This is a genomic window from Xanthomonas sp. NCPPB 3582 (assembly GCF_041475735.2).
In the GTDB taxonomy this organism is placed as follows: Bacteria; Pseudomonadota; Gammaproteobacteria; order Xanthomonadales; family Xanthomonadaceae; genus Xanthomonas; species Xanthomonas codiaei.
On sequence record NZ_CM192968.1, the window covers coordinates 2,704,663 to 2,725,524 of the forward strand.

General features: G+C 65.0%; 18 protein-coding genes. All 18 read left to right on the forward strand.

Annotated features, from left to right (window positions below):
* Nucleotides 1-8 precede the first annotated feature (8 nt).
* The 18 genes from ACCQ05_RS11435 (at nucleotide 9) to ACCQ05_RS11520 (ending at nucleotide 20,859) form a co-directional block, all read left to right on the forward strand.
* On the forward strand, nucleotides 9-392 hold the full coding sequence (locus ACCQ05_RS11435) for a response regulator (protein WP_005997154.1): 384 nt from the start codon (nucleotides 9-11) through the stop codon (nucleotides 390-392).
* Complete coding sequence (locus tag ACCQ05_RS11440; protein WP_104541092.1) at nucleotides 385-1,869, forward strand: sigma-54 dependent transcriptional regulator; 1,485 nt, start codon at nucleotides 385-387, stop codon at nucleotides 1,867-1,869. Before ACCQ05_RS11435 ends, ACCQ05_RS11440 begins: the two co-directional genes overlap by 8 nt.
* 115 nt (nucleotides 1,870-1,984) lie before the next feature.
* A complete protein-coding gene (locus ACCQ05_RS11445; protein WP_372390315.1) occupies nucleotides 1,985-3,094 on the forward strand; it encodes a DegT/DnrJ/EryC1/StrS family aminotransferase in 1,110 nt (369 codons plus the stop codon).
* A gap of 64 nt (nucleotides 3,095-3,158) precedes the next feature.
* Complete coding sequence (locus ACCQ05_RS11450; protein ID WP_104541090.1) at nucleotides 3,159-3,383, forward strand: acyl carrier protein; 225 nt, start codon at nucleotides 3,159-3,161, stop codon at nucleotides 3,381-3,383.
* 5 nt (nucleotides 3,384-3,388) lie between these two features.
* The gene (locus ACCQ05_RS11455; RefSeq protein ID WP_372390317.1) at nucleotides 3,389-4,429 is read left to right on the forward strand and encodes a ketoacyl-ACP synthase III; all 1,041 of its coding nucleotides are present in this window, start codon (nucleotides 3,389-3,391) and stop codon (nucleotides 4,427-4,429) included.
* A gap of 2 nt (nucleotides 4,430-4,431) precedes the next feature.
* A complete protein-coding gene (locus ACCQ05_RS11460) occupies nucleotides 4,432-5,190 on the forward strand; it encodes an SDR family NAD(P)-dependent oxidoreductase (RefSeq protein WP_372390319.1) in 759 nt (252 codons plus the stop codon).
* Nucleotides 5,187-5,966, forward strand: coding sequence for an SDR family NAD(P)-dependent oxidoreductase (locus ACCQ05_RS11465; protein ID WP_372390321.1), 780 nt, complete (start codon nucleotides 5,187-5,189; stop codon nucleotides 5,964-5,966). Before ACCQ05_RS11460 ends, ACCQ05_RS11465 begins: the two co-directional genes overlap by 4 nt.
* Entirely contained in the window at nucleotides 5,963-6,628 is a 666-nt protein-coding gene (locus ACCQ05_RS11470; protein ID WP_228963687.1) for a NeuD/PglB/VioB family sugar acetyltransferase, read from the forward strand. Before ACCQ05_RS11465 ends, ACCQ05_RS11470 begins: the two co-directional genes overlap by 4 nt.
* A 14-nt stretch (nucleotides 6,629-6,642) precedes the next feature.
* On the forward strand, nucleotides 6,643-7,788 hold the full coding sequence (locus tag ACCQ05_RS11475; protein ID WP_228963688.1) for an aromatic ring-hydroxylating oxygenase subunit alpha: 1,146 nt from the start codon (nucleotides 6,643-6,645) through the stop codon (nucleotides 7,786-7,788).
* Nucleotides 7,778-8,401 (forward strand): UDP-3-O-(3-hydroxymyristoyl)glucosamine N-acyltransferase, encoded by a 624-nt coding sequence (locus ACCQ05_RS11480; RefSeq protein ID WP_228963689.1) that lies wholly within the window; start codon nucleotides 7,778-7,780, stop codon nucleotides 8,399-8,401. Before ACCQ05_RS11475 ends, ACCQ05_RS11480 begins: the two co-directional genes overlap by 11 nt.
* Nucleotides 8,402-8,686: 285 nt before the next feature.
* Complete coding sequence (locus tag ACCQ05_RS11485; protein ID WP_372394048.1) at nucleotides 8,687-10,210, forward strand: FkbM family methyltransferase; 1,524 nt, start codon at nucleotides 8,687-8,689, stop codon at nucleotides 10,208-10,210.
* A gap of 371 nt (nucleotides 10,211-10,581) precedes the next feature.
* Complete coding sequence (locus ACCQ05_RS11490) at nucleotides 10,582-10,953, forward strand: hypothetical protein (protein WP_372390323.1); 372 nt, start codon at nucleotides 10,582-10,584, stop codon at nucleotides 10,951-10,953.
* Between the two features lie 497 nt (nucleotides 10,954-11,450).
* Complete coding sequence (locus ACCQ05_RS11495) at nucleotides 11,451-14,945, forward strand: glycosyltransferase (protein WP_372394050.1); 3,495 nt, start codon at nucleotides 11,451-11,453, stop codon at nucleotides 14,943-14,945.
* 814 nt (nucleotides 14,946-15,759) lie between these two features.
* On the forward strand, nucleotides 15,760-16,131 hold the full coding sequence (fliE, locus tag ACCQ05_RS11500) for a flagellar hook-basal body complex protein FliE (protein ID WP_372390325.1): 372 nt from the start codon (nucleotides 15,760-15,762) through the stop codon (nucleotides 16,129-16,131).
* A 13-nt stretch (nucleotides 16,132-16,144) separates the two neighbouring features.
* Nucleotides 16,145-17,869: a flagellar basal-body MS-ring/collar protein FliF gene (gene fliF / locus ACCQ05_RS11505; RefSeq protein ID WP_372390327.1), complete on the forward strand. Its 1,725-nt coding sequence runs from the start codon at nucleotides 16,145-16,147 to the stop codon at nucleotides 17,867-17,869.
* 10 nt (nucleotides 17,870-17,879) lie between these two features.
* Complete coding sequence (fliG, locus tag ACCQ05_RS11510) at nucleotides 17,880-18,869, forward strand: flagellar motor switch protein FliG (RefSeq protein WP_104541080.1); 990 nt, start codon at nucleotides 17,880-17,882, stop codon at nucleotides 18,867-18,869.
* Nucleotides 18,866-19,486, forward strand: a complete 621-nt coding sequence (locus ACCQ05_RS11515) for a FliH/SctL family protein (protein ID WP_104541079.1) — start codon at nucleotides 18,866-18,868, stop codon at nucleotides 19,484-19,486. The genes fliG and ACCQ05_RS11515 overlap by 4 nt, the downstream gene beginning before the upstream one ends.
* On the forward strand, nucleotides 19,483-20,859 hold the full coding sequence (locus ACCQ05_RS11520; protein ID WP_104541078.1) for a FliI/YscN family ATPase: 1,377 nt from the start codon (nucleotides 19,483-19,485) through the stop codon (nucleotides 20,857-20,859). Before ACCQ05_RS11515 ends, ACCQ05_RS11520 begins: the two co-directional genes overlap by 4 nt.
* Nucleotides 20,860-20,862 lie beyond the last annotated feature (3 nt).

A 20,862-nucleotide genomic window follows, 5' to 3' on the forward strand; every position in this document is an offset into this window, starting at 1 on the left:
GGACTACTATGAGCAAACTCACCGTGCTGCTGGTCGACGACCACGAGGGCTTCATCAACGCTGCGATGCGTCATTTTCGCAAGGTGGAGTGGCTCAATATCGTGGGCAGTGCCGCCAATGGACTGGAAGCGATCGAGCGCTCTGAGTCGCTGCGCCCCAATGTCGTGCTGATGGACCTGGCCATGCCGGAGATGGGCGGCCTGCAGGCAACGCGTCTGATCAAGACGCAGGACGATCCGCCGTATATTGTGATTGCGAGCCACTTCGACGATGCCGAGCATCGTGAACACGCTCTTCGCGCGGGTGCTGACAATTTTGTCAGCAAGCTGTCCTACATCCAGGAAGTCATGCCAATCCTGGAGGGCCTGACGGAAGGAGCCAGGAATGAGTGAGTCCCGCATTCTGTTGATCGACAGCGACGCCGTCCGCGCCGAGCGCACCGTCTCGCTGCTCGAATTCATGGACTTCAATCCCCGCTGGGTCACCGACGGCGCCGACATCAACCCTGGCCGCCACCGCCACGACGAATGGATGGCGGTGATGGTGGGGTCGGCGCAGGACGCTGCGCAGGCCGATAAATTCTTCGACTGGCTGGCCGATGCCAAGCTGCCGCCGCCAGTGTTGCTGATGGAAGGCAGCCCGAGCGAGTTTGCACAGGCGCACGGCCTGCATGAAGCCAACGTCTGGGCGCTGGACACGCCGTTGCGGCACGCACAGCTGGAAGCGCTGCTACGCCGTGCCAGCCTCAAGCGGCTGGATGCCGAGCACCAGGCCGGCGTGCAGCAGGACAGTGGCCCGACCGGCAACAGCGAGGCGGTGACCCGACTGCGGCGGTTGATCGACCAGGTGGCCGCATTCGACACCACCGTGCTGGTGCTGGGTGAGTCCGGTACCGGTAAGGAAGTCGTCGCGCGCGCCATCCACCAGCATTCGCCGCGCCGCGACGGGCCATTCGTGGCGATCAACTGTGGCGCGATCCCTCCGGACCTGCTGGAAAGCGAACTCTTCGGCCATGAAAAAGGCGCGTTCACCGGCGCCTTGAGTGCACGCAAGGGCCGCTTCGAAATGGCCGAGGGCGGCACGCTACTGCTGGACGAGATCGGCGACATGAGCCTGCCGATGCAGGTCAAGCTGCTGCGCGTGCTGCAGGAGCGCAGTTTCGAGCGCGTGGGCGGTGGCCAGACCATCCGCTGCAATGTGCGTGTGATCGCCGCCACCCACCGCAACCTGGAGGCGCGCATCAGCGACGGGCAGTTCCGCGAGGACCTGTTCTACCGTCTCAACGTGTTCCCGATCGAAATGCCCGCACTGCGCGAGCGCGTGGACGATCTGGCCATGCTGGTGCAGACCATCGCCGGCCAGCTGGCGCGCACCGGCCGCGGCGAAGTGCGCTTTGCCGACGAAGCCCTGCAGGCGCTGCGCAGCTACGACTGGCCGGGCAATGTGCGCGAGCTGACCAACCTGGTGGAGCGCCTGGCGGTGCTGCACCCGGGCGGCCTGGTGCGCGTGCAGGACCTGCCGGCCCGGTATCGCGGCGATTTCGCCTCCGCCATTCCGGCCGAGCTGCCGCCGGAACCTGCGATGCTCGCCGCCTCCGGCGATGCCGGTGCGTTGCCGAGCAACGTGGTGACCCTGCAGCCCAAGACCGCCGATGCGGAACCGGCCTCTGCGGCCAGCCTGCCCGACGACGGTATCGACTTGCGCGGGCATATGGCCAACATCGAGCTGGCCCTGATCAACGAGGCGCTGGAACGCACCCAGGGCGTGGTCGCCCACGCGGCGCAGTTGCTGGGGCTGCGTCGCACCACGCTGGTGGAGAAGCTGCGCAAGTACGGCATCGATCGCGAACAGACCGAGCTGGCCAACTGAGCGCAAGGCCGCTGAGGTCCGGCTCGCTGGCATAGCGCTTGCTTCCTCGGATCATCCCGTCCGCAGCTGGGGCTGCGGACGCTTCCCGACATCCACCCGCACCAGCGAGGCATTGATGCCCATACCCGTCACCAGTCCGCTGCTGCCGCCGCTGGAGGAGTTCCTGCCCTACCTGGAACGGATCTGGACCAGCCGCATCGTCAGCAATGGTGGCGAAATGCATCATGCGCTCGAGAAGGCGCTGTGCGACTACCTGGGCGTGCCGCATCTGGCGTTGCTGACCAACGGCACCACCGCGCTGATCACCGCCCTGCAGGCGCTGCGCATCACCGGCGAGGTGATCACCACGCCTTACTCGTTCGTGGCTACCGCGCACTCGCTGCTGTGGAAGAGCATCACCCCGGTGTTCGTGGACATCGACCCGGTGACGCTCAACATGGACCCGTCCAAGATCGAAGCGGCCATCACCCCGCAGACCACCGCCATCATGCCGGTGCACTGCTACGGCACCGCCTGCGACACCAGCGCGATCACGCGCATCGCCGACATCTACAACCTCAAGGTGATCTACGACGCCGCGCATGCCTTCGGCGTGCGCGACGACGGCGGATCGATCCTGCGTCACGGCGACCTGAGCGTGCTGAGCTTTCATGCCACCAAGGTGTTCAACACCTTCGAAGGCGGTGCGATCGTCTGTCCCGACGAAAAGACCTATCAACGCATCGGGCACCTCAAGAACTTCGGCTTCGTCGACGAGACCACGGTGGTGGCGCCGGGCATCAATGGCAAGATGAACGAGATCAGCGCTGCCTTCGGCCTGTTGCAACTGCAGCACATCGACGATGCCATCGCGCAGCGGGGCGCGATCGACGCGCAGTATCGGCAGCGCCTGGGCGAGGTGCGTGGCATCCATTGCGTCGCGCGCTCGGCGCGGTCCAGCGCCAACTATGCGTACTTCCCGATCCTGGTCCAGGACGACTACCCCTTGTCGCGCGATGCGCTGTACCGGTTGATGCGCGAACACGGCATCCTGGTGCGGCGCTACTTCTATCCATTGATCAGCGACTTTCCGATGTATCGCGCCCTGCCCTCGTCGGCTCCGGCGTGGCTGCCGGTAGCGCGTTCGGTAGCTGCGCAAGTATTGTGCTTACCGATCTTTCCCGGCCTCACCGCCGACCAGGTCGATGCCATCGCCGACCTGATCGCCGGCGAACAGACCACATGAGCGCGTCACGCTGTACCGTATCTCCGGACTTTCCCATCTACCACAGGCAACCAGGCGAGATCGCATGACCCAGGCAACGTTTATCGAGAACTTCCTCTCCGCTACCGATTTTCAGGAACCAGTGGAGGTCACGCTGGACACCGTACTGCTGGAATTGCCGGAGTGGGACTCGCTGGCAGCGCTGGGCGTGATCGTCATGTTCGACATGGAATACGGCAAGACCATCACCGGCGAAGACCTGGCCGCGGCCGTGACCGTTGGCGATCTCTACAAACTGACCGAGGCGTAAGCACCATGCCGACCTCCACGCTGCACAACGTCCGCTTTGCCGGCATGGCGACCTGCGTGCCGAAGCGGGTCGTGTCCAACCTCACCGATTGCCGGCCGCAGATCCGCTCCGAACGCGAGCGTCTGGTGCGCAACATCGGCATCGAGACCCGGCGCATGGCTTCGGAATGGCAGTGCTTCTCGGACCTGGCCTTCGATGCGACCGAAGTGCTGCTGGAAAAACTGCAGTGGAAGCGCGAGGAGATCGATGCACTGATCGTGGTAACCCAGTCGCCGGATTACCCGATCCCGGCCACCGCCATCATCCTGCAGGATCGGCTTGGGCTATCGCATGCCACGGTCGCCTTCGACGTCAATCTGGGCTGCTCGGCCTACCCGTTCGGCATCAACCTGCTCGGCTCGATGATCGCCGCCGGCGGCGTCAAGAAGGGCCTGTTGCTGGTCGGCGACCGCAGCGCCAACTTCGAAGACCCGATCTTTTCCGATTCGGGTACCGCCACCGCGCTGGAATTCAGTGCCGACGCGCCGCCGATGCATTTCGACCTCAACAGCGACGGCAGCGGCTACAGGGCGATCATCCTGCCGGTGGGCGGGCACCGTGAACCGGTCGCCATGCAGCACCTGATGCCCTTCCGAGAAGAACCCGATGGTCCCTGGCGGCGCGGCGTGGACCTGATCCTGGACGGCGTGGCGGTGCTGAGCTTCTCCACCCAGCGTGTACCGCCGGCGGTGCAGAAACTGCTCGACTACACTGGCGTATCCAAGGACGAGGTGGATTACTTCGTGTTCCACCAGGCCAACCGCATGATCAACGAGACCATCCGTAAGAAGCTTGGTCTTCCGGTGGAAAAGGTGCCTTCGACGCTGCGCGACTTCGGCAACACCAGCGGTGCCTCGCTACCGGTGACCATGACCGCGCGCATCAACAAGGAACTGGAATCCGGACCCAAGCGCGTGCTGTTGTGCGGCTTTGGCATCGGCTTGTCTTGGGGCACATGCCTGGTGGAGATCGATGGTGCGGTGTTTCCCGATCTGATCGAGTCGTGAGCATGACGGCTGCGATTACAGACGCATTCGGCCTGCAGGACAAGACCATTCTGGTGACTGGTGCCTCCTCGGGGATCGGCGCCGCGGTCGCGACTTTATGCGCGCGGCTAGGTGCGACCGTCGTACTGACCGGTCGCGACCAAGAGCGCTTGAATTCCGTGGCCTCGACCTTGCACGGCGCCGCTCATAGCGTGGTCGCAGGCGATCTCACTGAAGAGGACACCCGCAAGCGCCTGGTGGATGCAGCGCCGGGCTACCACGGACTGGCCTCGTGTGCGGGCATTGCTGCGCTGGTGCCGTTCCGTATGGCTGCCGAGAAACACTTGCAGCAGATGTTGTCGGTGAACTATCTGGCGCCGGTCAGCCTGACCCAGCAGTTGCTCGTCAAGAAGCGTCTGCTTGGCTCTGCGTCACTGGTCTACGTCACCGCGTTGTCCGCACGCGCCGCTCCGCAGGCAGCAGCAGGCTACGCCGCGTCCAAGGCTGCGCTCGAAGCGGCGGTGCGAACGCTGGCCCTGGAGCAGGCCAGGCACGGCATCCGCGCCAATTGCGTCGCTCCCGGGTATGTCGACACACCGATGCTGAAAAAACTAGGTACCGCCGCAGACATGGACGACAAGATCGGGCTTACTCCGCTGGGCCGTATCGATCCGGATGATGTCGCTAAGGGCGTGGCCTACCTGCTCTCCGCTGCCAGCCGCTGGATCACCCGCAGCACCTTGACCATCGATGGCGGCATTTCCCTGCCGATCCGCCTATGAGTCTGGACACCGCCGTGCTCACGATGGACACTGCCTCCGCGCTGCTGCGCGATCTGTATGGATTGCACGGCAAGACCGTGCTGGTCACCGGCGCTTCCAAGGGCATCGGTGAAGCAGTGGCGCTGGCCTGCGCCAACGTGGGCGCGCAGTTGCTGATTGCCGGACGCGACGAACAGCGCCTGCAGGCAACGCTGGCCGCGTTGCCAGGCGATGGGCACCGCCTGTTCGCTGGCGACCTGAGCGAGGCAGCCGTGCTGCAGGACCTGGCCGCGCAGTGCGGGCCGGTCGACGGGGTGGTACACAGCGCCGGCATTCGCGGACTTTCGCCGATGAAGCTGGTCAGCGACAAGTTCTTGCGCGAGGTGATGGATATCAACTACGTGGCGCCGGTGATGTTGACGCGGCATCTGCTGGCGAAGCAGTCGCTGCGCTCCGGCGGCTCGGTGCTGTTCATTTCGTCCATCGCGGCGCTGACCGGCACCGTCGGCGTCGGCCCGTATGCCGGCTCGAAAGCTGCCTTGATCGGCACCTTGCGTCCATTGGCACTGGAACTGGCACGCCGGAAGATTCGCGCCAATGCGCTGTGCCCGGGCTTGGTCGAGACCTCATTGATCAACGAGGACAAGGCCTGGTTCGAGGAAAGCCGCAAGCGCTACCCGCTGGGTATCGGACAACCCGAGGACGTCGCGCTGGCCTGTCTGTACTTCCTCTCCGACGCCAGCACCAAGGTGACTGGGCAGGCCTTCAGCATGGATGGAGGTGTGGAGTTCGCATGACGGCCGATAGAACCACCCCGCCCTCGCACCTGCTGATCATTGGCGCGGGCGGTTTCGCACGAGATATTGCGTCGCTGGCGTATCACGAAGACCCGGCCCACGGTGTCGAATGGGACATCAAGGGCTTCCTGGATGACCGCATGCACCTGCAGGGCACATCGCGCTGGCCGATCGTCGGCGACCCTGCAACCTACCAACCGGCAGAAGGCGACATCTTCATCTGCGCAATCGGTAACCCAGCAGCGAGGCGGCGCTACGCCCGGGCGCTCATCGAAAGGGGCGCAGACTTCATTGTGTTCCACCCGCCACCATCGCGCGAAGCAGCTGTCGGTTACATCGGTCGGGGCAGCGTGTTCGATTCGCGCGTCTCCATCGGCTCGGGCAGCCGGCTTGGTGAATTCGTCACCGTGCTGTCCACCTCGATCATCGCGCACGAGGTCAGCATCGGCGACTACGTGCAGATCGGCAGCTTTGTCTTCATTGGCGGCGGCGTGGTGATTGGCAACGAGGTAACGATCCATCCACACGCCACCATCATTCCCGGCATCCACATCGGCGACGGCGCAGTGGTCGGCGCGGGTGCAGTCGTGGTGAAGGACGTACCAGCCGGCGCCAGCGTGTTCGGCAACCCTGCCCGAATCGTGTTTCAGAAAGACCTTTGACAAGGCAGTGATTCATGCGCTCGCGAATGCACCCCAGGTACTACCTGTCACCGGAGATTTTCGCCCGCGAGCAGGAAAAGATTTTTCGCAAGGTTTGGCTTTTCGCCGGTCTGAAGACCCTGTTGGCTGAGAACAACAACTTCATCACCCGCAAGATCGCCGGCATCCCGGTCGTCATCCAGAATTTCAACGGCCAGTTGCGCGCATTCGAGAACGTGTGTCTGCACCGCAGCGCGCCGCTCCAGACCACGCCGACCGGACGACGTCCACTGGTATGCCCCTACCACGCGTGGAGCTACGACAAGGACGGCGCGATCAAGAACATCCCCGAATGTCGGGCCCTGTATCGCATAAGCCGGGCAGAACAGCAAAAGCTGCGGCTGAGGGAATTTGCCCTGCACGCGATCGGCAACGTGCTGTTCGTCAACCTTGACAGTGACCCCATGCCAATCGAGGAACAGTTCCCCGCGCACTTCATTTCCATGCTGGAAAGCAGCTCCAACCTGTACGACGGCGAGGTGATGGTGACCACCTGGCACTGCAAGTTCAATTGGAAGCTGGCGTACGAGAACCTTCGCGACGGGAATCACCCGCGCTTTGTCCACCCAAAGAGCCTCGCCCGGGAATTCGATTTCATCCCCTACGTCGATACTGAACTGGCGGCCGAAGGCCTCCGTTCCCTTGCCGACACCAGCCCCGCCGGGCTACGCGCCGAGATGCGCCGTTTCAGCTCGGCAAGCGCTGACGCGCCGATCACCAAGCCCAAGCCTCTGCCATTCCATGACATGGTCGAGCGCTGGGGAGAACAGGATGCCTACTTCAACTGGCTGGCTTTTCCCAACATGCATATCGCCTGCCCCAACGGCGGCTATTCCTTTACCCTGGAACACCATATCCCCGTGGCCCCGGACAGGACCGACCTGGAAATCTATTGGTTCACCACGCGCAAGAAGAAGCCTTATGCCTTTTCCAGCTGGAACCTGCTCTGGCACATGCATGGCAGCCGGCTGGTGACAGGCGAGGATGTGGAGATCATGGAACAGGTGCAGTCAGCGCTGCACATGGACGCACCGATGCCGACCCAGGGGGTCTACGAATTCACCAACCGCTTGGTTGAGCGCTGGTACGCAACCCTGATGGAGACAGAACATGGCCTCTAGGTGCGTCATCGGAACCGGCGTCTGCCTGGAGCAGGTCTTCACTGCCTGGAAGCAGGCCGAGCCGCAGGCCGACGTACGCAGGATCGAGGTTTCGCTACGCCCCGACTACAGCTTCGATCTGGACGCGCTAGATGGCCTGGACCCGACTGCGGACAGACTGTTCATCGCCTACGACGAACGCTTCGGCAACTTCAAACGCATGGAGCTCATGCAGCTGGCGATGGCACGCGGCTTTAGCCTGGAGCCTTTCGTCAGCACGTCGGCCGTAGTCGCTGCCGATGCCGTGATCGGCCGCAACTGCTTCATCGGCGACGGCGTGGTGGTCGGCGCAGGCAGCCGTATCGACTACAACACCGTGCTGCATGGCGGGGTCAAGATCGGCGCCGGCGTACATCTGCGCCCCTCATGTTGGTGCGACATCGGCGTCAGTATCGGCCACGGCACCGAGATCGGCGCGCACGCCATCCTGCGTATGGGAGCGGTGATCGGCCCTGGCATCCGCATCGGCCGGCACTGCGAACTGGGCTGGCCACGGCTGTATGACCGGGACGTGCCCAGCCGCACGGTGTACGACACCCGCTATGACGAACCCATTCTGGTCTACGGCCAGTAACAGAGGAGACCCGCTGCGTGCTTGTAGCAGAAAGAAAGCCAACCACACATTCCTCGCCGGCATGGCGAAATGCGGGACCACACCCCTGGCCGGCTGGCTGACACACAACGGGATCGCAAACGTTGTCGATCCGCGCAGATGACACCCTCCTTCCAGCGGATCGGCTCCATCGCGCGCGGGGGCTTCAATGTGGGACGAAGGTGTGAACTTGGCTGACCGCGTGTCTACTGAGAAAACGTGCCTGCCAAGATCTGTTTCGACGCCCCCCTTTCATACCTACGAGAGATGACGTTCATGAACTCAAGAAATGAGCAGCTTCGCCAACGGATTCTACGTATTGCGGAGCAGGAGCGCCCTGCGCTTGAGGATCTCATTGCGCGACTACTCGCGATTGCCGACCGCCCTGCATTCCTCGTCGCTCCCGAGTCCTATAGCGGCATGGTGCATGGTCCGAGAGTCGTTGCCAACCTGCGCCATGTTGTTGCTGCAATTGATGACCAAAGCATCCACCTGGACCGTATCCATGGCGCGCCGCGCTGGAGCAGTCAGGAGTTTCTTGCCAAGGCGGGCCGGTACGCCGATGCAATCGCTATCGATTTCTCCTGCAGCCCGCGCGGACGGGAGTTTGCAACCAACCTCTGCACCAGCGCGGGCATTGAACAACTGAGCATTGCGCCCTCCGTTGATCCGCTGATTCCACGTTTCGAGCAGCGCCCCCTTTTCCTGCTCCAACCGCGCTCGGGCCTTGGCAACATTTATGGCCCACAAATCGTCCAGCGCCCCAGCCATGTCATTGCGGCCGTTGATGACCAGGCAAGCGACAGCGACACTCTTCATGGAGTGCCGCGTTGGAATTCGCGCCAGTTCATCGAACAGGCGGCCCGGCATTCCCAGGCATTGGCCATCGATTTCTCTTACAGCCCAGGAGAGTCGGGCTTGACCCGCAAGCTCTGCGAGCAAGCAGGCATTGAAAGGGTAGATGCCTGTCTCGCGGTTGCGCATTGTGGGCTGTTCGCCGTATACGAGCCTGCGCAAGTCTACCGTCAGCGGACGCTTCTGCGCCTGGACGAATTTCTGCGTTTTGCGGATCGACTGGACGACGATTTCAGTGTCTTTACGCTCTACAGCAACCTGTTGTTCCGCCTGACCTACGATTCCAGCCTTCTGTTGGACTGCTGGGCGACGCCGATCAACGAGTACTTTTCGGAATACGCCGACAGCAGCACTTTCCAGCTGGGCAAGCGTGAACATTTCTGCGATGGCGGCGCCTTCCAGGGTCCCATCGTCCGCAAGTTTTTAGAAGCATCCCGCTATCGCTACGAAAGCATCACAGCCTTTGAACCCGATCGCATCAACTTCCAGCAATTGGAGTCCATCGAGAGCGCCCTCTCCCTTCCCCCGCACAATTTCAAGGCCATCAAGAAAGCCATCTCCAACGAGCATACGACGCTGCGTTTCGAGGAGACGGGAACGGTTTCCAGCCATGTATCGCCAGGTGGCGGAATCTCCGTGGCGACCACACGCCTGGACGACGAACTGGAAAAGTTGACCTTCCTGAAGTTGGACATCGAAGGATTTGAAGCCAGGGCACTGGAAGGCGCATCTCACCTAATCCGTACTCAGCGCCCCCGCATGGCGATTTGTGTCTACCACTACGCCCACGATTTGCTGGATATCGTGGAACAACTGGACAAATTGGTGGATGGCTATCACTTGCGTCTACGCCAGCACTCTCCGGGACACTACTACGACCTTGTTTTGTATGCATCGCCTGTCGCCGGTGCCGCACCGCCGCCCTGGGCAGAGTGAGACCAGGAGGACCGTGGACTTGGAAAAGATAGAGCGATGACTGACGCCCGCAATTTTTCTTTTCAAATCGGCACTTCCTGAATCCACGGAAATCTTGGAATTCATAAAAAAGATAGGGCCTGCTCGCGCGGCTTGGGATTTGCAAGGCAGTCTACGCAAGCGTCGACTTGCATAAGCATGATAAAAACCAGTCACAAACGTCATGAGCCGGGCGGGCAACACGTCGGAAAATTCGACTTTCCAGCTTATCCTTGCATGGGTAGTGTCTTGGCTCGTCATGTACGTCATGTCATCCTTCGGGCGTCCCTAGATCTCGACGGATATCATTCCATCGACGCATCTTGTCAATACTCTGAAACGAGGCAACCACCATGGAAATCTCGGGCAAGACAACGATCGTTCCTGTAGGAACTCAATTCGCGAATGTTGGCGTTGCAGCCGCCAACGTGGTCACGCAAATTGTCGCCCCTGCTACCAACCAGTACGGTCTCGTGATTCGCACATGTAGTCTGAGTGGCGCTTCATCCACAATAGGCCTCGCCGTTTATGCAGATACATCTGCACCATCCGGATATGGGGACGGAACCAAAAGGGTGATATTTCTCGGTGTTGCTCCTCCCTCGGACCATTTGCCCTATCAGGTTTACCTACCTCCTGGCTATGGCGTTTGGCTGGTGACGAACGGAAACGGCAGTATCAACATGACCTATGACGTTTTGGATAGATTGCCCACCGGCCTTTGACTGCCCATCGGCCCAGACCTTGAGTGCATTGCGCCTTCGACGCGTCCGCCGCTGACATGTGAGAAAGCTGCATCGCTGCATTCGGCAGCCTTGTCTGGCATCACCACCTACTGGTCGAGTGGCATTTCCATCGACGACACTGTGCGGGCGAGCAAGGTACGCACGGGTCGTCGATGTGGCGTTCTTCGCTGGACGCCCCCCACCCTGCAGCGCACGCGATCAACGTGACGAGTGTTACCTAATCCCAGTGGCATGCCGCCGAACGGCCACTGCCGCTCTCGGATGCCAAACTGCTTGTGATGAAGCGCACTCATAATGAACACGCATCATGCTTCAAGCGGCATGCATATTGCATAGGTTATCGGCCCGTTCGATGATCCCTGCCTTCCTTGGCGATCGGACCGATTCGCGCCAGCACCTCATCTAGCATCGGACAATTCTTGAATGATCAACTCGGACGACCGCCCGTGAGCTCTCCTGCCTTGGTCAGCATCGTCATGCCGACCTACAAGCCGCGCTACTTTGCGCAGGCATTGGACAGCGCACTGGCGCAGACCTATCCGGCGCTGGAGCTGGTGATCTGCGACGACAATGCCGATGGCGCGATCGAGGAAGTGGTGGCAACGCGGCTGGCCGGTGCGCCCTTCCCGATCCGCTACCACCGCAACACACCGCGGCTTGGCGAGCTCCTCAGCACGATCAAGGGCATTGGCCTGGCGCAGGGCGAATACATCAAATTCCTGCACGACGACGATGTGCTGGCGCCGGAGTGCATTGCGCAGCTGGTGGAGGCGATCGAGCGCAACCCGGGCACGGCGATGGCCTCTTCGCGCCGGCAGCGCATCGATGACGACGGCCAGCCACTGCCGGATATCCCGGCCACGTGTTTTCCGTTCGCCGACGATGTGTTGATCGACGGCCCGGAGCTGGTGTCGTTCCTGGCCGACCACACCATCAACTTCATTGGCGAGCCGAGTTGCGTGCTTGCACGGCGTGCCGATCTGCTGGCGTTGGGCCACGGGCTGATGGCGCTAAACGGCAAGGCCATCGACTGGGTGGGCGATCTGGCGATCTACGTCAAGCTGCTGCGCCACGGCAACCTGGCGTTTCTGGCCAGCCCGCTCACGCAGTTTCGCGTGTCCAGCGCGCAGTTCAGCCAGGCCGGCCGCGATCAGGTCGGGGTCGGCGATCAGGGTCATGAGGACCTGCGCCAGGGCATCCGTCAGCTCGGCTGGCGACGCGAGAGCGGCGACAACCGGCAGGTGCGGGTGGCGCCGCTCAGCCCGCACAAGGCGCGCGTGTTCAAACCGGTGGATCTGGTCAATGCGCTGATGCGCAGCGCCGGCATGGTCGAGCAGGTCTCGCCGGCCACCTGGCTGGGTGTGCGCCATCCCAGCGATGTGCAGCGCGCACTGATCGATGCCCGGCTACAGGCGCATGGCGGCGGGCCGCGCATTGCGGTGATGCTGATCGATCGCGAGGGCGATGCCACGGCCGTGGCCGCCACGCTGGCCAGCCTGCAGGCGCCCGGCGGTTATCCACACCAGCAGGCCTGGGTGCTCAGCGCCTCGCCGGCGCAGGTCCGCGACGCCGAACGTGGGGTGCTGATCGACAGCGACGGCCTGGTGCCGGCGCTCAACCGGGCCGTCGCCGCCCAGCAGGCCATCGATTGGGTGCTGCTGGTCGATGCCGGCGCACTGTTTACCCTCAGCGGCCTGACCGTGGTGGCGTTGGGCCTGCTCGTGCTGCCGGACACCTGCCAGGCGGTCTATGCCGACGAAGTGGTCGCGCTGGACGACCGCCAGCTGGGGCTGGCGTTGCGGCCGGCGCTGTATCTGGACGCGCTGCTGAGCGCGCCTTCCACGCTGTCGCGGCATTGGCTGTTCCGCCAGGCCACGCTGGTGGCCGATGGCGGATTTCCGGAAGGTCCGGGCGCGGCCTTCGAGCTGGATTACCAGTTGGGGCTGGTCGAACGCCACGGGCTGGCCGGTGTGCAGCACATCGCCGAGCCGCTGCTGGTGGCCTCCCCCCAGACCCGGCACGGCGATGCCGACGAACGCCAGGCCATTGCGCGGCATCTGGCCGCACGCGGGTATGTGGACGCGCAGGTACACAGCGCCGGCCCGGGCCGTCATGCGCTGGAGTACCGGCACGCGCAGCAGCCGTTGGTCAGCATTCTGGTGCTGGTCGATGGCCGCCTGGCACAGGTGCAGCGCTGCCTGGAAAGCATCCTGGCCAACACGGCGTACCCGCATTACGAAGTGCTGCTGCTGGACCACGCCAGCAGCCAGCCGGAGCTGCGCGACTGGCTGGCCGGCATCGACACGTTGGGGATGCAACAAATCCGTGTACTGCGCTTTGCCGCCGAGCCGTCGCGCGAAGCGGTCTGCAATGCGGCGGCCGAGCATGCGCATGGGGATGTGCTGCTGTGGCTGGCCGCAGGCGCGGCAGTGATGAAGGCCGATTGGCTGGAGCAGTTGCTCAACCACTCACTGCGGCCAGAGGTGGGCGCGGTGGGCGGCAAGCTGTTGCGCGGAGATGGCACCGTGCACCACGCCGGCCTGTTGCTCGGCCTGGGAGCGCCGGTGGCACGGGCCTTCGAAGGCAGTGCCTTCGACGACTCTGGTTACCTGCAACGCCTGCAGCTGGACCAGAACTATGCCGCGCTCAGTGGCGAGTGCCTGATGCTGCCGCGCCAGTTGTTCCTGGAAGCCGGCGGTTTTGCGCTGGAGCCGGAGCTGGCGCCATGGAGCGATGCGGACCTATGCCTGCGCCTGCACCAGGCCGGCTACCTCAATGTGTTCGCCGCGCGCGCGCAGCTGCTGATCGATTCGCTGGAGCCTCCCGCCGTCACTGCGCTGGACGAAGAAGCGATGTATGCGCGCTGGCTGCCGCTGATGGCCAACGACCCGGCCTACAACCCGGGGTTTTCGCTGGACCCGGGCGCCGGCTTCCAGCTGGCCGACCCGCGCGCCAGCTGGCGTCCACTGCAGTCGTGGCGGCCGCTGCCGCGGGTGATGGCATTGCCGGCCGACATCGAGGGCTGCGGGCATTATCGGGTGATCCAGCCGCTGCGCGCCCTGCGCGAGGCCGGCCTGGCCGAAGGCGTGCTGTTCAACGGCTATCTGGAGATCGCCGAACTGGCGCGTCAGGATCCCGACGTGGTGATCCTGCAACGGCAGGTCGGCGAGGCGCGACTGGAGGCGATGCGGCGGATGAAGGCGCTATCGCGCGCGTTCAAGGTCTACGAGCTGGACGACTACCTGCCCAATCTGCCGCTGAAGAATGCCCATCGCGAACACATGCCCAAGGACATTCTCAAGACCGTACGGCGCGGGCTGGGCCTGGTGGACCGCTTCGTGGTCTCCACCCCTGCCCTGGCCGAGGCGTTTGCCGGGCTGCATCGCGATATCCGCGTGGCGGAAAACCGCCTGCCGCCGCATTGGTGGGAACATCTGCCTGCGCGGGCCGAACGCCAGGGTGGCAGGCCGCGGATCGGCTGGGCTGGCGGCGCCAGCCATACCGGCGACCTGGAACTGATTGCCGACGTGGTGCGCGAGTTGGCTGACGAAGTCGAATGGGTGTTCATGGGGATGTACCCGTTCGCGCTGCGCCAGCAGATTCACCAGTTCCAGCCGGGCGTGCCGATCGATCAATACCCGGCGGCGCTGGCGGCGCTGGATCTGGATCTGGCGCTGGCGCCGGTAGAACAAAACCTGTTCAACGCGTGCAAGAGCAACCTGCGCCTGCTCGAGTATGGCGCCTGCGGCTATCCGGTGATCGCCAGCGACGTGCGCTGCTACCAGGGGACGCTGCCGGTGACGCTGGTGAAGAACCGCTATCGCGACTGGATCGGCGCGATCCGCGAGCACCTGGCCGACCCGGCCGCAGCGCGCGCCAAGGGTGCGGCCTTGCGCGAGGTCGTGCGGCGCGACTGGATGCTCAGCGGCAGCCATCTGGACACCTGGCGAGCCGCCTGGTTGCCGGACTAGCGCAGGTGCGCCGCTGCTGCGTTTCTCCGTTTGCCGTGGAACGAATGTCTGACTGATGTGAATTGACGGCACGCCCTCATCCGGCGCTGCGCGCCACCTTCTCCCGCCAGCGGGAGAAGGAAAGGCTGGTGGCGCGGGGTCTGTTGGTTGCACAGCGACTGGTCGCCCATAGGCTCCCTCCCCGCTGGCGGGGGAAGGTGCCCGAAGGGCGGATGGGGGGCGTGCATCCACACTGACGGAGATGTGCGTTTTCACTCCGATGCCGCGGGTTGCCATGCCTGCTGCCGCGTGGCGATGACGGTGTTGCCCTCATCCGGCGCTACGCGCCACCTTCTCCCGCCAGCGGGAGAAGGAAAGGCTGGCGGCGAGTGGCCTATAGGTTGCACTGCAACTGGTCGCCCACTGACTCCCTTCCCCCGCTGGCGGGGGAAGGTGCCCGAAGGGCGGATGGGGGCGTGCGTCCGCACTGACGGAGATGTGCGTTTTTCACTCCGATGCCGCGGGTTGCCATGCCTGCTGCCGCGTGGCGATGACGGTGTTGCCCTCATCCGGCGCTGCGCGCCACCTTCTCCCGTCGGCGGGAGAAGGGAAACTGGTGGCGTGTGGCCTGCAGGTTGCACAGCACCTGGTCGCCCACCGCCTCCCTTTCCCCGCTGGCGGGGGAAGGTGCCCGAAGGGCGGATGGGGGCAATAGCGCTGCGACGCGACTACGACAGGCGCACAGGCGCACAGGAGCACACCCGCGCCGGAATCCCGGCGCCATTTCGGCACGCCGCTTGCATTGATGTGGATGCCTCCCTGGCAGACCGCACCCATGAGCGATTCCGTCACCTCCATCCTCTCGCAGATCCGCAGCTACCAGAGCCAGATGGGCCAAGGCCCGATGGGCGCGGTGGGCGATGCGGCGCGCGGCAATCAGATCCAGGGGCTGGCCGGGGCACAGGGAACGCCGGCTACGCAGGCGCCGAGCTTCAGCGAGACCCTGCGCGGCGCGCTCGGCAGCGTCAACGAGGCGCAGCAGAAGTCCGGTGCGCTGGCCAAGGCCTTTGAAATGGGCGACCCCAATGCCGATCTGGCGCGGGTCATGGTCGCCTCCCAGCAGTCCCAGGTGGCCTTCCGCGCCACCGTGGAAGTCCGTAACCGTCTCGTCCAGGCTTACCAGGACGTCATGAACATGCCGCTGTAAGGATTGACGACACATGGCACTCGCGATCAGCAGAGAAAACGTGAACCAGAACGCCGAGAAGGCGGGTCAGTGGTTCGACCGTGTCCGCAGCCTGCAGATCACCCGCAAGCTGACCATGATGGCGATGATCGCCGTGGCAGTGGCGGCCGGTCTGGCGGTGTTCTTCTGGTCGCAGCAGCCCGGCTACCAGCCGCTGTACACCGGCCTGGATGAAAAGGGCAATGCCGAGGCAGCCGACCTGCTGCGCACCGCACAGATCCCCTACAAGATCGACCAGGCCACCGGCGCCATCTCGGTGCCGCAGGACCGGCTGTACGACGCCCGCCTGAAGCTGGCCGGCTCCGGCCTGACCGGCAAGGAAACCGGCGGCGGCTTCGAGCTGATGGAAAAGGACCCGGGCTTCGGCGTCAGCCAGTTCGTGGAAAGCGCGCGCTACCAGCACGCGCTGGAAACCGAGCTCTCGCGCACCATCGGCACCCTGCGCCCGGTCCGCGAGGCCCGCGTGCACCTGGCCATTCCCAAGCCCAGCGCCTTCACCCGCCAGCGCGAGGCGGCCAGCGCCTCGGTGGTGCTGGAACTGCGCGGCGGCCAGGGCCTGGAGCGCAACCAGGTCGATGCCATCGTCAACCTGGTGGCCTCCAGCATCCCGGACATGACCCCCGAGCGCGTGACCGTGGTCGACCAGAGCGGCCGCATGCTCTCCATCGCCGACCCCAACAGCGATGCCGCCCAGCACGCCGCCCAGTTCGAACAGGTGCGCCGCCAGGAAAGCTCCTACAACCAGCGCATCCGCGAACTGCTGGAGCCGATGACCGGCCCGGGCCGGGTCAATCCGGAAACCAGCGTGGACATGGATTTCTCGGTGGTGGAAGAAGCCCGCGAGCTCTACAACGGCGAGCCGGCCAAGCTGCGCAGCGAGCAGGTGAGCGACACCAGCACCACCGCCACCGGCCCGCAGGGCCCTCCCGGCGCCACCAGCAACAGCCCCGGCCAGCCGCCGGCACCGGCCGTGGCCGGCGCCCCGGGCACCCCGGCGGCCGCCAATGGCCAGGCCGCCGCACCGGCCACGCCGACCGAAAGTTCCAAGAGCGCCACCCGCAACTACGAATTGGACCGAACCTTGCAACACACCCGTCAGCCGGCCGGCCGCATCAAGCGGGTGTCGGTGGCGGTGCTGCTGGACAACGTCCCGCGCCCCGGTGCCAAGGGCAAGATGGTGGAGCAGCCGCTCACCGCCGCCGAGCTCACCCGCATCGAGGGCCTGGTCAAGCAGGCCGTGGGCTTCGACGCGGCACGTGGCGACACGGTGTCGGTGATGAATGCCCCGTTCGTGCGGGAAGCGGTGGCGGGCGAGGAAGGCCCGAAGTGGTGGGAAGACCCGCGCGTGCAGAACGGTCTGCGCCTGCTGGTCGGTGCGGTAGTGGTGCTGGCGCTGCTGTTCGGTGTGGTCCGCCCCACCCTGCGCCAGCTCACCGGCGTGACCGCGGTCAAGGACAAGCAAGGCAAGGCTGGCAAGGATGGCACTCCACAGAGCGCCGACGTGCGGATGGTCGACGAAGACGACGACCTGATGCCCCGCCTGGAAGAAGACACCGCGCAGATCGGTCAGGACAAGAAGACCCCGATCGCCCTGCCGGATGCCTACGAAGAGCGCGTGCGCGTGGCGCGCGAAGCAGTCAAAGCCGATTCGAAACGTGTCGCACAAGTCGTGAAGGGATGGGTCGCCAGTGAAGCCTGAAACACAACCGATGACCGGAGTGCAGCGCGCCGCGGTGCTGTTGCTGTCGCTGGGTGAAAGCGACGCCGCCGAGGTGCTCAAGCACATGGACCCCAAGGAGGTGCAGAAGATCGGCATCGCCATGGCCACCATGACCGGCATCTCGCGCGACCAGGTCGAGAAGGTGATGGACGAGTTCAACGGCGAACTGGCCGGCAAGACCTCGCTGGGCGTGGGCGCCGACGACTACATCCGCAACGTGCTGATCCAGGCGCTGGGTGCCGACAAGGCCGGCGGCCTGATCGACCGCATCCTGCTGGGCCGCAACACCACCGGCCTGGACACCCTGAAGTGGATGGACCCGCGCGCGGTCGCCGACCTGGTGCGCAACGAACACCCGCAGATCATCGCCATCGTGATGGCGCACCTGGACAGCGACCAGGCCGCCGAGTCGCTGAAGAACCTGCCCGAGCGCACCCGCGCCGACGTGCTGCTGCGCATCGCCACGCTGGACGGCATTCCGCCCAACGCGCTGAGCGAGCTCAACGACATCATGGAGCGCCAGTTCGCCGGCAACCAGAACCTGAAGTCCTCCAACGTCGGCGGCATCAAGGTCGCGGCCAACATCCTCAACTTCCTGGACACCGGTTCGGATCAGGGCGTGCTGGGCGAGATCAGCAAGATCGACGCCGACCTGGCCACCAAGATCCAGGACCTGATGTTCGTGTTCGACAACCTGGTGGACCTGGACGACCGCGGCCTGCAGACCCTGCTGCGCGAAGTCTCCGGCGAGCGCCTGGGCCTGGCCCTGCGCGGCGCCGACGTCAAGGTGCGCGAGAAGATCACCCGCAACATGTCCCAGCGCGCTGCCGAGATCCTGATCGAGGACATGGAAGCGCGCGGCCCGGTGCGCCTGGCCGACGTGGAAGCGGCGCAGAAGGAAATCCTCACCATCGTGCGCCGTCTGGCTGACGAAGGCGCCATCAGCCTCGGCGGCGCCGGGGCGGAGGCAATGGTATGAACGACGTGGTCACCCGCTGGCTGGCGCCCGACCTGCACATGGCCCCGGCCCTGCCGGAGCCGGAGTACGCCGAACCGGCCATGCTCGAGCCGGTGCTGCGCCCGCCGACCCTGGAAGAGATCCAGGCCATCGAGGACGCCGCCCAGCAGGAAGGCTTTGCCCGCGGCCATGCCGAAGGCTTCGCCCAGGGCCAGTCCGAGGTGCGCCGCCTGACCGCGCAGATCGACGGCATCCTGGACAACTTCACCCGCCCGCTGGCGCGGTTGGAAAACGAAGTGGTTGGCGCGCTCGGCGAGCTGGCCGTGCGCATTGCCGGCCAGCTGGTCGGCCGGGCCTACCAGGCCGATCCGCAGCTGCTGGCCGAGCTGGTCGGCGAGGCCGTGGATGCGGTCGGCGGCGCCGGCCGCGAGGTCGAGGTGCGCCTGCACCCGGACGACATCACTGCGCTGCTGCCGCACCTGGCGCCCAGCAGCACCACCCGCGTGGCCCCGGACATGAGCCTGAGCCGCGGCGACCTGCGCGTGCATGCCGAAAGCGTGCGCGTGGACGGGACCCTGGATGCGCGCCTGCGGGCCGCGCTGGAGACAGTCATGCGTAAATCCGGAGCAGGCCTGTGAGCGCCTTGTTGGGAGCCACCCCGGCCGACTGGCTGGATGCCCGCAACCTGCGCCTGGCCACCCGCCTGGGAGGCCTGGGCCTGGACCCGGCCGCCGGCCGCACCCTGATCCGCGAAGGCATCCTGCGCCGCGCGGTCGGCCTGACCCTGGAAGCCACCGGCTGCGAAGCGCCGATGGGCGCCACCTGCAAGGTGGAAGTGGATGGCGGCTGGGTGGATGCGGAAGTGGTCGGCTTCGCCGGCGAACGTACCTACCTGATGCCCAGCGCCGAACTGCACGGCCTGCTGCCCAATGCCCGCGTGGTGCCTTCGCGGCGCCGTGGCGGCGTGGAAGTGGGCGAAGGACTGCTCGGTCGCGTCATCGACAGCGACGGCACCCCGCTGGACGGCAAGGGCCCGATCCGCGCCGAAGGCAGCATCGGCATGGCCGGTGTGTCGATCAACCCGCTGGCGCGCGAACCCATCACCACCTCGCTGGACGTGGGCGTGCGCGCCATCAACGCGATGCTGCCGATCGGCCGTGGCCAGCGCGTGGGCCTGTTCGCCGGCTCCGGCGTCGGCAAGTCGACGCTGCTGGGCATGATGACCCGCTTCACCTCGGCCGACGTGATCGTGGTCGGGCTGATCGGCGAACGCGGCCGCGAAGTGCGCGATTTCGTCGAAACCACCCTGGGCGAGGAAGGCCTGCGCCGCGCCGTAGTCGTGGCCGCGCCGGCCGACCGCCCGCCGCTGGCGCGCCTGCATGGCGCCTACCGCGCCACCGCCATCGCCGAATGGTTCCGCGACCAGGGCCTGAACGTGCTGCTGCTGATGGATTCGCTGACCCGCTTTGCGCAGGCCCAGCGCGAGATCGGCCTGTCGGTGGGCGAGCCGCCCACCACCCGCGGCTACCCGCCGTCGGTGTTCGCCAAATTGCCGGCGCTGGTGGAACGCGCCGGCAATGGCGCCAAGGGCCGCGGCTCGATCACCGCCTTCTACACCGTGCTGACCGAAGGCGACGATCCGCAGGACCCGATCGCCGACGCCGCCCGCGCCATCCTGGACGGCCACATCCTGCTCTCGCGCCGGGTTGCCGACAGCGGCCTGTACCCGGCCATCGACCTGGAATCCTCGGTCAGCCGCGTGGTGCAGGACATCGCCGACGAACCCTGGCGCCTGCGCATCCGCAAGCTCAAGCGCCTGCTCTCTGCCTACACCGCCAACCGCGACCTCATCGCCATCGGCGCCTACCAGCGCGGCAGCGACCCGGCCACCGACGAAGCGCTGGCGCGTTGGCCGGAGATCGTCGAATTCCTCGGCCAGGACGTGCATAAGGCCTCGCTGCTGAGCGACAGCCTGTCGGCGCTGCAGCAACTGGTGGAACCCGAGAATTAATCC

Excerpts from the sequence above, each read along its gene's own strand:
- ACCQ05_RS11455 (WP_372390317.1), top strand. The coding sequence starts at position 3,389 with ATGCCGACCTCCACGCTGCACAACGTCCGCTTTGCCGGCATGGCGACC.
- fliG (WP_104541080.1), top strand. The coding sequence starts at position 17,880 with ATGACCGGAGTGCAGCGCGCCGCGGTGCTGTTGCTGTCGCTGGGTGAA.
- ACCQ05_RS11480 (WP_228963689.1), top strand. The coding sequence starts at position 7,778 with ATGGCCTCTAGGTGCGTCATCGGAACCGGCGTCTGCCTGGAGCAGGTC.
- fliE (WP_372390325.1), top strand. The coding sequence starts at position 15,760 with ATGAGCGATTCCGTCACCTCCATCCTCTCGCAGATCCGCAGCTACCAG.
- ACCQ05_RS11470 (WP_228963687.1), top strand. The coding sequence starts at position 5,963 with ATGACGGCCGATAGAACCACCCCGCCCTCGCACCTGCTGATCATTGGC.
- ACCQ05_RS11445 (WP_372390315.1), top strand. The coding sequence starts at position 1,985 with ATGCCCATACCCGTCACCAGTCCGCTGCTGCCGCCGCTGGAGGAGTTC.
- ACCQ05_RS11450 (WP_104541090.1), top strand. The coding sequence starts at position 3,159 with ATGACCCAGGCAACGTTTATCGAGAACTTCCTCTCCGCTACCGATTTT.
- ACCQ05_RS11440 (WP_104541092.1), top strand. The coding sequence starts at position 385 with ATGAGTGAGTCCCGCATTCTGTTGATCGACAGCGACGCCGTCCGCGCC.
- ACCQ05_RS11435 (WP_005997154.1), top strand. The coding sequence starts at position 9 with ATGAGCAAACTCACCGTGCTGCTGGTCGACGACCACGAGGGCTTCATC.
- ACCQ05_RS11495 (WP_372394050.1), top strand. The coding sequence starts at position 11,451 with ATGCCGACCTACAAGCCGCGCTACTTTGCGCAGGCATTGGACAGCGCA.
- ACCQ05_RS11475 (WP_228963688.1), top strand. The coding sequence starts at position 6,643 with ATGCGCTCGCGAATGCACCCCAGGTACTACCTGTCACCGGAGATTTTC.
- ACCQ05_RS11460 (WP_372390319.1), top strand. The coding sequence starts at position 4,432 with ATGACGGCTGCGATTACAGACGCATTCGGCCTGCAGGACAAGACCATT.
- ACCQ05_RS11490 (WP_372390323.1), top strand. The coding sequence starts at position 10,582 with ATGGAAATCTCGGGCAAGACAACGATCGTTCCTGTAGGAACTCAATTC.
- ACCQ05_RS11465 (WP_372390321.1), top strand. The coding sequence starts at position 5,187 with ATGAGTCTGGACACCGCCGTGCTCACGATGGACACTGCCTCCGCGCTG.
- ACCQ05_RS11515 (WP_104541079.1), top strand. The coding sequence starts at position 18,866 with ATGAACGACGTGGTCACCCGCTGGCTGGCGCCCGACCTGCACATGGCC.
- fliF (WP_372390327.1), top strand. The coding sequence starts at position 16,145 with ATGGCACTCGCGATCAGCAGAGAAAACGTGAACCAGAACGCCGAGAAG.
- ACCQ05_RS11485 (WP_372394048.1), top strand. The coding sequence starts at position 8,687 with ATGACGTTCATGAACTCAAGAAATGAGCAGCTTCGCCAACGGATTCTA.